The sequence below is a fragment of the Geomonas paludis genome, from assembly GCF_014193585.1.
Lineage (GTDB): Bacteria > Desulfobacterota > Desulfuromonadia > Geobacterales > Geobacteraceae > Geomonas > Geomonas paludis.
In genome coordinates, this window is the sequence record NZ_BLXY01000001.1 from 1,357,724 (window position 1) to 1,368,605 (window position 10,882).

At 62.4% G+C, this 10,882-nt stretch carries 8 protein-coding genes and 1 rRNA gene; 5 read left to right on the plus strand and 4 right to left on the minus strand.

Annotated elements, in window-relative coordinates; translation table 11 throughout:
* Nucleotides 1-75: 75 nt before the first annotated feature.
* Both H7687_RS05640 and H7687_RS05645 read left to right on the plus strand, forming a co-directional pair.
* Nucleotides 76-4,992 (plus strand): S8 family serine peptidase, encoded by a 4,917-nt coding sequence (locus H7687_RS05640; protein WP_183345956.1) that lies wholly within the window; start codon nucleotides 76-78, stop codon nucleotides 4,990-4,992.
* Nucleotides 4,993-5,118: 126 nt separating this feature from the next.
* Nucleotides 5,119-5,652: a DUF1003 domain-containing protein gene (locus H7687_RS05645; RefSeq protein ID WP_183345958.1), complete on the plus strand. Its 534-nt coding sequence runs from the start codon at nucleotides 5,119-5,121 to the stop codon at nucleotides 5,650-5,652.
* Nucleotide 5,653: 1 nt separating this feature from the next.
* Here the strand turns inward: H7687_RS05645 and H7687_RS05650 are convergent, their stop codons facing one another.
* The gene (locus tag H7687_RS05650; RefSeq protein WP_183345960.1) at nucleotides 5,654-6,673 is read right to left on the minus strand and encodes a glycosyltransferase; all 1,020 of its coding nucleotides are present in this window, start codon (nucleotides 6,671-6,673) and stop codon (nucleotides 5,654-5,656) included.
* Nucleotides 6,674-7,202: 529 nt separating this feature from the next.
* Here H7687_RS05650 and H7687_RS05655 point away from each other — a divergent pair.
* Nucleotides 7,203-8,639, plus strand: a complete 1,437-nt coding sequence (locus tag H7687_RS05655) for an aminotransferase-like domain-containing protein (RefSeq protein WP_183345962.1) — start codon at nucleotides 7,203-7,205, stop codon at nucleotides 8,637-8,639.
* A gap of 85 nt (nucleotides 8,640-8,724) precedes the next feature.
* On the opposite strand, the gene H7687_RS05660 is transcribed toward H7687_RS05655, so the two are convergent.
* Nucleotides 8,725-9,039, minus strand: a complete 315-nt coding sequence (locus H7687_RS05660; RefSeq protein ID WP_246404618.1) for a hypothetical protein — start codon at nucleotides 9,037-9,039, stop codon at nucleotides 8,725-8,727.
* Between the two features lie 139 nt (nucleotides 9,040-9,178).
* On the opposite strand from H7687_RS05660, the gene H7687_RS05665 reads away from it, so the two are divergent.
* A complete protein-coding gene (locus H7687_RS05665; protein ID WP_246404621.1) occupies nucleotides 9,179-9,433 on the plus strand; it encodes a YtxH domain-containing protein in 255 nt (84 codons plus the stop codon).
* 79 nt (nucleotides 9,434-9,512) lie between these two features.
* On the opposite strand, the gene H7687_RS05670 is transcribed toward H7687_RS05665, so the two are convergent.
* Complete coding sequence (locus H7687_RS05670; RefSeq protein ID WP_183345965.1) at nucleotides 9,513-10,385, minus strand: EamA family transporter; 873 nt, start codon at nucleotides 10,383-10,385, stop codon at nucleotides 9,513-9,515.
* Between the two features lie 58 nt (nucleotides 10,386-10,443).
* Nucleotides 10,444-10,623, minus strand: a complete 180-nt coding sequence (locus H7687_RS05675) for a hypothetical protein (RefSeq protein WP_183345966.1) — start codon at nucleotides 10,621-10,623, stop codon at nucleotides 10,444-10,446.
* A 187-nt stretch (nucleotides 10,624-10,810) separates the two neighbouring features.
* Between H7687_RS05675 and H7687_RS05680 the strand changes: the two genes are divergently transcribed.
* Nucleotides 10,811-10,882: ribosomal RNA gene (locus tag H7687_RS05680) — 16S ribosomal RNA — on the plus strand; the annotation flags it as partial.

Genomic DNA, 10,882 nt, shown 5'->3' on the forward strand with positions numbered 1-10,882 from the left:
CAGCACTTGATATGCCTCTATTTTGGGACGGCAGCGCATGGTCGCCGGGAACACCAAAAGAGACAGGAGGATGCCATGTGCGGTCAGAAGGTGCTTGCCTCGTTCGTAGTTCTCTCCATCCTTTCCCTCACCAGCCCACAAGGACCCACGTGCTGGGCCAAAGATACCGTGAGGCACCAGGTTAGCGTAAACGGCCTCGCCGTGGGGGGCGCCGGCGACGGTGTCGTCCCCGCGGTGCTGCAGGCCCGCTCGGAGCGGGGTGTGCGGTTGTGGGTGTTGCAGTTCAGGGGCCCGATTACCGAACAGCAGCGGGGAACCGTGGAGCGGTTGGGGGTGCATCTGGATGATTACCTGCCGGAATTCGCCTTCCTGGCCGGCATGGATGACGCGACCAGAAAGAAGGTGCTGGCACTTTCCTTTATCGAGGGGGTCACCCGCTTCCATCCCGGTCACAAGATGAATGGCAAGTTGCGCGAGATGGCGCTGCAGCCCGCGCCGGGCGAGCCGGTGACCCTGCAGTTGAAGCTCGATAACCCGGCGTCGCTGACGGCGGTACTGTCGGAACTACGTCGGCAGGGAGTGGCGCTGCTGGACGTGGGGCGCGACACGGTCAGGGTACGGGCGGAGGCGGGCGGCATTGCGGACATCGCCGCGCTGGAGCAGGTCATCTGGGTGGGCGAGCACTTCGAGATGGAACTCTTCAACGACAACGCCCGCTGGGTCATCCAGAGCAACGTCCCCGGCCGCCTCTCCATCTGGGACAGGGGGATCTACGGCGAAGGGGAGACCGTTGGGGTGGGGGACTCGGGGCTGGACCACGACATCCCCTGGATCCGCGACCCGGCCGGCACCGCGATCGGGGCGGCGCACCGCAAGCTGGTGGGCTACGACACTACCTACGGCGACGACTACGACAGCGCCTACCCCGGGCATGGCACCCACGTCTGCGGAACGCTGGCAGGCGACCGCACCCCGGTGGACGGGCTGGACAGCGCCAACGGCATGGCCCCCAAGGCCAGGCTCTTCCTGCAGGACCTCACCCCGGGGGCCAGCAGTTATGTCTACCCCCCCGACGATCTCGGCCTGCTCTTCGGCCGTGCCTACCAGGCAGGTGCGCGCCTGCACAGCAACAGCTGGGGGAACAGCGACCGGAACTACAGCCTGTTCACCCAAAGCGCCGACCGGTTCCTGTGGGAGCACAAGGAGTTCCTGGTGCTGGTGGCCAACGGCAACTCCGGCTCCGCACTCTCCACGGTGGGGAGTCCCGCCAACGCCAAGAACGTGATCAGCGTGGGGGCGAGCTACAACGGCAGCACTGCCCAGAACCTGGCCTCCTTCAGCAGCAGGGGGCCTACGGCCGACGGCCGCATCAAACCGACCCTGACCGCGCCGGGGGTGAACCTGGTATCTGCCGATTCCGACGGGGTCAAGGACAGCTTCAACAGCGGCACCGTGGCCATGAGCGGGACCTCCATGGCGACCCCGACCGTAGCCGGTGCGGCCGCCCTGGTGCGCCAGTACTTCACCCTCGGCTATTACCCCCTGGGCACCCCCACCCCTGCCAACGCCTTCTTCCCCTCGGGCGCTCTGGTGAAAGCGGTGCTGATCAACAGCGCGCAGGATATGACCGGTTCCGGGACCGAGGGGGCGATCCCTTCCCCGGGACAGGGGTGGGGACGGATCCAGCTGGACCGGGTGCTTCCTTTTTCGGTCGAGGCCGGCAGGCTGGCCGTGGTCAACAACGAGGCAGGACTCGCGACCGGAGGGACGTGGGACGCAGAATTCCCGGTGGCAGGAGGAGAGCCCGTCAAGGTCACCCTGGCGTGGACTGATTACCCCGGCGCGATCGGGGCGGCGAAAGCTCTGGTCAACGACCTGGACCTCACGGTGACGGCACCGGACGGTACGCGATTGGCGGGCAATGTCTTCGCTGCGGGCGAGTCGGTGCCGGGTGGCGCGGCGGACCGGCTGAACGTGGAGGAACAGGTGCTGGTCAAGGCTCCGCTGGCGGGGATGTACCGGGTCACCGTGTCCGGCTACAACGTGCCGCTTGGACCGCAGCCGTTCGCCCTGGTCGTCACCGGAGTCGTCGGCGCAAGCCAGCGCGGTACGGTGAGCCTCGACCGCAAGAGCTACCGTACCGGGTCGACGATGCAGGTCCGGTTGATCGACACGGGACTGGACCGCGACCACCTGGCCGTGGAGCAGGTCTCGATCAGGGTGACCAGTTCCGGTGAACCTGCCGGTGAAATGGTGTCCCTACGGGAAACCGCCCCCGACAGCGCAATCTTTACCGGTCAGCTTAGTCTGGCAGCGCCGCCCGCGTTGTCGGGCGATGGGGTGCTGCAGGTAAACGGCAGCGACACCGTTACCGTCAGCTACCAGGACGCCGATGACGGGTCGGGAAGGGGGACCGTGGTGACGGCGAGCGCGGTGGTGGAAAACGTGGCGCCGGTCTGCTCCGGGCTCGGCGTCAGCGCGAAAACGGACACCAGCGCCACCGTGGTCTGGCGTACCGATGAACCGTCAGGGACGCTGCTCGGGTACGGGACGACGCCGGCCCTGGGCGCCAGCGTCACCGACAAAAGGCTGCTCACGCAGCACGAGATGACCCTTGCCGCACTCAGGGAGGCGAGCGGCTATTACGTTACCGTCACCGCGACCGACGAGGCGGGCAACTCCTCCACCTGCAGCACCAGCTTCGCTACCCTGAGCCTGCCACCGTCGCTGCTGGCCACCGCCTCCACCGGAAGCACCACCTACCGTGCCACCACGGTCATCTCGGGGACCAGCACCGACCCCTCCGGGGTGGCGTCGGTAACCGTCAATGGCGTTGTCGCGAATTACCGGTCCAGCGACGGCTATTTCGAGGTGGAACTGCCGCTCGCGCTGGGGGACAACCTCTTCCGCGTCCTTGCCAGCGACACCCTCGGCAACACCAAAAGCCAGGATCTCACCGTGACCCGCTTGGCCAAAGCGGACCTGACGGTGCAGTCGGTAGCGGGGCCGCCCACGGCAGTCCAGGGGGGGAGCATCACGGTTACCGACACCGTCTGCAACAACGGACCGGGTGCCACGACCTCTTTCCTGGTGGGATTCGTGCTCTCCGCCGATGCCGCCTATTCCGCCGACGATCGCTTTGTCGGCAGCCGCAGCCTTACTGCACCTCTGGCCGCGGGAAGCTGTGTCAGCGCCAGCACGCAGGTTTCCATCCCTGCTTCCCTGCCCGGCGGCACCTTCTACCTCATTGCCTGCGCCGACTACAGCAACCAGGTAGAAGAAGAGAATGAAACCAACAACTGCCGGGTCGGTACTGTCCTCGTGGTTCCCGCGCTGCCATTGCCTGCTCCGGGCGGCATCAGCGTGCCGGCCGGCAACAGCACCGGCAAATTCACGGTCTCCTGGGGGGGGTGCGGCGTGAGCGGGGTGACGTACGTCCTGGAGTACAGCCGCGATGGTGGGGGATGGAGCCAGATTTACAGCGGCACCAGCACCTACAGCTACACGAGCGTGACGCAAAACGGCAGCTATGCCTTCAGGATCAAGGCCGTCAAGAGCGGCTATGAGGACAGCCCGTACGTGGTATCCGGCACCCCCTGCACCGTGGTCCTGACCTGCGGCGCCCCGGCCTCCATGACGGTTCCGGCCAGCAACAGCACCGGGAGGTTCCAGGTCTACTGGGGGACCAGCAACATCTCGGGCGCGGCTTATGTGCTGGAAATGCGTCGCGACGACGGCAACTGGACCGAGACAAACCGCGGCACCAGCACCTACGGCTATCCGGCCGTGACCCAAAACGGCAGTTACGCCTTCAGGGTAAAGGCGGTCAAGGACGGGTATGCCGACAGCCCCTACACCGTAAGCGCCAACACCTGCACGGTGGTGTTACTCTGCGGCGCCCCGGCCTCCATAGCCGTTCCGGCCAGCAACAGCACCGGCAGAGTGCAGCTTACCTGGGGGGGGAGCAACGTCTCCGGCGTGACCTACGTCCTGGAATATCGGCGCGACGACGGCGACTGGAGCGAGTTCAGTCGCGGTACCAGCACCTACGCCTACCCGACACTGACACAAAATGGCAGCTATGGCTTTCGGGTCAAGGCAGTGAAGAGCGGCTACGTGGACAGTCCCTACACCGTCGGTGCTAACCCCTGCCTTGTCTTTCTCGCCTGTGGCGCCCCGTCATCGTTGGCAGTCCCCCCCTCCAACAGTACCGGCAAATTCCAGGTCTATTGGGGAAGCAGCAATATCTCCGGTGTGACCTACGTGCTGGAATACCGCCGCGACGGCGGGGATTGGAGTGAGATGAGCCGCGGTACCAGCACCTACGCTTACCCGACCGTGGCCGACAACGGCAGCTACAGCTTCAGGGTCAAGGCGGTCCGGACCGGCTACGCCGACAGCCCCTACACCGGGGCAGCCAACCCATGCCTGGTCTTCCTGGCCTGCGCCGCCCCATCCACCATCACCGTCCCCGCCTCCAACAGCACCGGGAAGATCCAGATCAACTGGGGAACCAGCAACGTGGCGGGTGTTACCTACGTCCTCGAGCATCAGCGTGACGGCGGCGGTTGGACCGAAGTCAGCCGCGGTACCAGCACCTACGCCTACCCAAGCGTGACGCTGAACGGCAGCTACGTCTTCCGGGTCAAGGCCGTGAAGAATGGCTATGCCGATAGCCCTTACGCGACAGGCACCCCCTGCACGGTTTTCCTGGCCTGTGCCGCCCCCGCGTCCATAACCGTGCCGGCAACCAACAGCACCGGCAGGTTCCAGATCGCCTGGGGCAACAGCAACGTCTCCGGCGTGACGTATGTGGTAGAGTACAGCCGCGATGGCGGAGCCTGGCTGCCCGCCTACAGTGGGACAGGCAACTACGTCTACTTCAGCACAGCCACCAGCGGCAGTTACAGCTTCCGGGTGAAGGCGACCAAAACCGGCTATGCGGAAAGCCGCTACATAACGTCTCCTGCCCCGTGCGTCGTGACACTTTAAGGTGAGGCGACAAAACGAACGCCGCGGGGCAGGGGAGCCCGCGGCGCTTCATTGACTTGCCCGGAGGTACTGGTAGTGTTTCGGCGTTGAGCCCACCGGGGTGGGTTCCGCGCGTGGAGGAGAGCGATGCGCCAGCCCGAATCCGACCAGGCGATGGCCTCTGTAGTGAGCCGCAACATCGCGGCTCTTCTGGAGCGGCGCCAAGCCGAGGAGCGCAGCAAGGGAGCGCAGGAGCGGCTGGCCGACGCCATCACCTCCTTCACCGGCAGCATGACCTTCGTCTACATCCACCTGGTCCTCTTCGGTGCCTGGATCCTCATCAACGTCGGCTGGCTTACCTTCCTGCCCCGTTTCGACCCCACCCTGGTAATACTCGCCATGTTCGCGTCGGTGGAGGCAATTTTCCTCTCCACCTTCGTCCTCATCAGCCAGAACCGGATGCAGGCCTCGGCCGACCGGCGCGCCGAGCTGAACCTGCACATCGACCTGTTGGCGGAGCACGAGGTGACGAGGATCATCACCCTTTTAACCGCCATCGGAGAGAAACTCGGTGTGGAGGAGTCCAGGAACCCCGAACTCGAGGAGTTGACCAAGGATGTGCAGCCCGAGAAGGTGCTGGACACCATGGACCAGGTCGAGCAGGAGAACAAGGAGGAGTAGCTCAGGCTACGCAGACGGCGTCGATTCCCTCGACGAAGCCCGCCTGCCGGGTGCTCTCCCGCACCACGGCACGCGCCCCCCGGGCCCCCACCGTCATCAAAAGTTTTGTGCCGCTGGTCTCAAGATCCCTTGTTGCCAGCACCGGCGCGCCGTGCAACTGCCTCCCGATCTTCTTCGGGTCGACGTCGACCCAGGCCTCGACCCGGATCCCCACCTCACCCAAAATGCGGTACCAGGCACGCCCCTCGAGTCCGGCACCGGCGAGGATCACGCTCCGCTCCCCTTTGAGAAATCCCTGCAGCAGGTGGTGCAGCTTGCACAGTCTCATCGCCTGCGCGGCGTAGGCGGGGTTGGTGCGGGTGGTCCGCTCGGGGCGCTCGCGCCAGAAGAAGAGCGTCTCGGGAAGGCGGGCGAACCGTGTCCCGGCCGCCGCCAGGCGCAGCCACAGGTCATAGTCTTCCGCCCACCCCATGTCGCGGTAGCCTCCCACCTGCAGGACTTCTTCCTTTCTGAAGATGACGCTGGGATGAACGAAGGGCGATTCGACGAAGATGTCGGCGAGGATGGCATCGTGGCACAAAAGCGAGTTCTGCCACTGCTGGTAGCCCATCATGCCGCTGCCGATGTGGCGCCGGGGGAAGTGGTGGAAGCTGGTCGCCAGGAGCCCCACCTCGGGGTGCGCGGCCAGGTAGCCGATCTGTGCCTGCAGGCGGGCAGGGTGGGAGATGTCGTCGCCGTCCATGCGTGCCACCAGCTCCGATCGGCACTCGGCAAGCCCCAGGTTGAGAGCTGGCACCAGCCCCTGCCCGCCGGTCGCCAGTACCCGCACGCGCGCGTCGGCCGCGGCGGCCCGCGCCAGGATGTCGGGGGTACGGTCGGTGGAGCCGTCATCCACCGCCACCAGTTCCCAGTCCCGGAAGCTTTGCGCCGACAGCGAGGCGAGCGCCGCCGGCAGGTGCTGCTCTTCGTTTCTGACCGGCATCAGTATGGAGAGTGACGGATTGGACGTTGCTGGTGCCATTGGGACTTCCTTCCTTTTTGACGTTGCGCCGCCACATTACCAGCTGCCGGGCCGGCTGCCAAAGGGAAAATTGGACCTCCGGAACTGCCGGAAGGTTCTGCCTCCCACTGTCTGAGACAAATCCCCTCTGTCTCCCCTTCGCAAAGGGGAGGACGTGAGGGGGGCGTTCTCCGCTTCGTGCAGAGAGTATATTGAGCTACTGGACCTCTGAGTCATGGAGAAAAGGAGACATCGAGAAAAGGAGAAAAGGGGACAGGCTGCTTTTTTAAGTAAAGAAGATGTTGTGTTACCGCACTGCCAAACCTGGGACTGGCAGAGGGGGGCGGGCAATACTGATCCAGTGATTGTGGATTGTAATGGTAACAGTTCACGTCTATGATAACTGTACCCTTTTGAAATGAGCACAACTGTGACTGTGGCCTGTGACGGATATGCGGTACAGTTGCCCAGTAACTTTCAAGAGTTGGCGGCTTCTGACGACGGCAGCCCTGCCGCGGCACGCACGGCAGGTGAGGACGGGGGAGGTGGTATGGCCTTGGAAACGGTGAGAGAGTGCAGGCCTCTGTACGAGCGGGTGGGGAGCGAGATCGTGTCGCTCATCGACGGCGGGACCTTCCGGGTCGGGGAGCGGCTCCCTTCCATCCGGCAGCTAAGTTCCAAACTCAACGTGAGCATCAACACGGTCATGCAGGCCTACGCGGTGCTCGAAGACCGCCGGGTCATCCAGGCACGGCCGCAGTCCGGCTACTACGTCTGCCCCAAGGTCCCCGAAATCACGGCGCCGCCCCTGGCAAAAAACCAGCGCCTGCAGCCGACCGCGGTCACCTTCAGCGACCTCTGTGAACTGGTGATACGCAACATGATGAAGCCGGAACTCCTCCCCCTGGCGAGTGCGGTTCCCAATCCGCAGCACTTCCCGATGGACAAGCTGAACCGGATAACTGCTGCGGAAATGAGGCGCTTCGGCGCCCAGAGCATCTCGTACATGATGCCGCCCGGCAGCGAGCGGCTGCGCACCCAGATCGCCAAGCGTTCGCTGCTCTGCGGGGTCAGCGTCCGTCCCGACGAGGTTCTGATAACGTCGGGGTGCGTCGAGGCGGTGCAACTCGCCCTGCGGGCCACCTGCAAGGCAGGCGACACCATCGCGGTCGAATCCCCTTTCTACTTCAATTTCCTGCAACTGATCGCGGAGATGGGGCTGAAGGCCCTGGAGATCCCGTCCACGCCGCGTGAAGGCATCAGCATCGAGGCCCTGAGCTACGCCATCGAGAACAACAAGATCAGCGCCTGCCTGGTGATCCCCAACTTCAGCAATCCGCTGGGGGCAGTGATGCCCGACGAGCGCAAGCGCGAACTGGTCCAGCTCCTGGCGCAGCACGACATCCCGCTCATCGAGGACGATATCTACGGCGACCTCACCTTCGCGCAACAGCGTCCCATCGCGGCCAAGTCATTCGACCGCAAGGGGCTGGTGATCTACTGCTCATCGTTCTCCAAGACCCTTGCTCCCGGTTACCGTGTCGGCTGGGCCATCGGCGGCAGGTTCCAGGCGGAGATGGAGCGGCTCAAGATGATGAACAACCTGGCTACCGCCTCGCCGACCCAGCTGGGCATAGCCGAATTCCTGGCCACCGGCGGCTACGACCACCATCTGCGGGCGATTCGGAGGCTGTACGCCAAGTACGCGTCGCAGATGACCGACGCGGTGGTGCGCCACTTCCCTGAGGGAACGCGGATGACCCGTCCTTCCGGAGGTTTCATGCTTTGGATTGAAATGCCGGAGCAGGTGGACTCGGTGCAATTGTTCCACCGCGCCCTGGAGCGGGGCATCAGCATCACCCCGGGCGCGATCTTCTCCCTGTCCGGAAAATACCGGAATTTCATCAGGCTCTCGACCGCCTTCTGGGATGAAAAAGCCGAGCGCGGCGTCGAAACCTTAGGAGATCTGGTCAAGGAGATGCTGTAGATCTTCGATCTGCAGATGTAACAGTGCCGTTCAGGAATTGACAGTCGGAGGCATGTTAGAGGAAATGGATGTGACTGGAAGAACGTTATGAGGATGTCAGGTAGATGAGGGAGCAGCAGCGGCATTTCCCGTAGCGCGCGGGAAGATAGAGTACGTTGATGGTAAGACACTTTTTGCATTCCCAGAAGGTATAGCCGCTTACCTCGTGCCCAGCCTGTTCGGTGAAGAACCATTGGTAATACGCATCCCAATCATACTCGGGCTCCTGGTTTGCCTTTTCAATCAGTCGTTCCAGTAGCATGGCGGGCCGCTCCTTGAAGAATGATGACGTAAACATACAACCAAAAACATCAATGGCAACTGTGATATTTTCTAACACCTGACCTTGTTTGTTGTCCATCTTGAATACATGACCTGCGTCAGGAACATGAAGCCGACATGAAGTTCATGATTTAAAGGACTATTTATGGATAGACTTCCCTTTTTGAAGAGCGGTAAAATGGGGCATCAGTAGATATCGTCCTAAAGGAGGCGCTATCATGGCAGAAAGGATGAAGAGACAGATGACAGGCCTGATGATGCTGGTTGGCGGCGGGGTGCTCGGTGCTGGTCTGGGGCTTCTCTTTGCTCCCTGCGCAGGTGAGAAGAGCCGCAAGAAAATGATGCGCATGGGTAAGACGATCGGCAACAAGAGCGACAGGATGATGCGCGACCTGAGCGACCGGATGGATGATATTGCGGGCATGATGTCCAGCATGAGCGGGAAGGCAGGGAAGTTCATGCACCTGCGTTAAAAAGACAGGCCGATCCCCCTTCTGCGGAAAACAAACGATTTTGGCCCGCGGTTGCACAAGCCGCGGGCCTTTCTTTGTCCTACCCCAACCGGATCAGGGCCGCCCCGGCCACGATCAGGGCCGCCGAGATGAGGCGCATCCGGCCGAAGGATTCCCGCAGGAAAAAGATGCCGATCAGGACTCCGACCATAATGCTCACCTGGCGCACCGGGACAGCATAGCCGACCCGGGCCATGTTCAGGCCGTAGCGGAAGCTCAGAAAGGAGAGCATGACGGTGGGGCCGCTCCACAGGATCAGGCGCCAGTTGGTGCGCCATTCCTCGGCAATGAGGTCGCGGTACTTGGGGCGGCACAGGTTGAGCGACATCAGGCACAGCATGGCGATCACCAGGAAATAGGTGAAAAAAACGGGAGGGTAGTCCCTGACGCCGGTCTTTTCGGCTATCGAGCCGATGGAATAGATGAAGCCGGCCAGGAGGGCGGCGCGTACCGCGCTGCTCTTGAGATCGCGAAAGGGGCGGGCCACCTCGGCCAGCGACACCCTTTGCATCTGGACGCAAAACGTGCCGAAGATGACCAGGAGGATGCCGCAGACCCCGACCAGGGAAAGCCGCTCTCCCAGCAGCAGGACTCCCCAGATCGGGACATACACCATCGAGGTCTGGGAAAGCGGGTAGATGATGGAGAGGTCGCCGTCGCGATAGGCCCGGCCGTTGAGCAGGTGATAGAGGACAAAACTAACGGAGCCGATGGAGATCATGGCCAGGGTGTGTGGGCCGGGCCAGTGGAACGGTTCGTCCACTATCGCGATGATGGCGGTGAAGGGGAACATCGAGGCGATGAACATCCACCATATGAATACCGTCTTGTGCCGGCTCTGTTTTACCAGGGTATTCCAGGTGGCGTGCATGACGGCGGAAAAGATGATGAGGGCGAAGGCTAGGTTGGACATGGCCGGAGTATAACCGAGGCGGGTGGAGAAAGTGAATCTTTTCGCCCTTCTTTTTCGGTTAGAGAATTTTATTCATTAATTCGTTGACGCTCGGGATGCGCTTTGCTATAAAGCTGGACTCCGCAGCAACGACGTTCTTTGCAACCGAATATTGAGCCGGCAGGAAGAAGGGCCACAGAAGCACCTCGCGGTGTTCTGACAGTCCTTCGGGCGCGATCTCCGGATCGAGCCACTGCAAAATGCCTCGAAAAATTTTTGAAAGAAAATCTTGACAGGCAGCAACGGTTCAGGTAGGGTGCTGAGTCTGTCGCAACACGGCGGCTTGGTCTTTGAAAACTAAATAGTAGACGAAACAGCATTTGCGAGTTTCAAAATGTAACAAGTCAGTTGTTTCAAACTAGAATCGGATTTTCCGGTTTCACTTTAAACTGGAGAGTTTGATCCTGGCTCAGAACGAACGCTGGCGGCGTGCTTAACACATGCAAGTCGAACGGGAT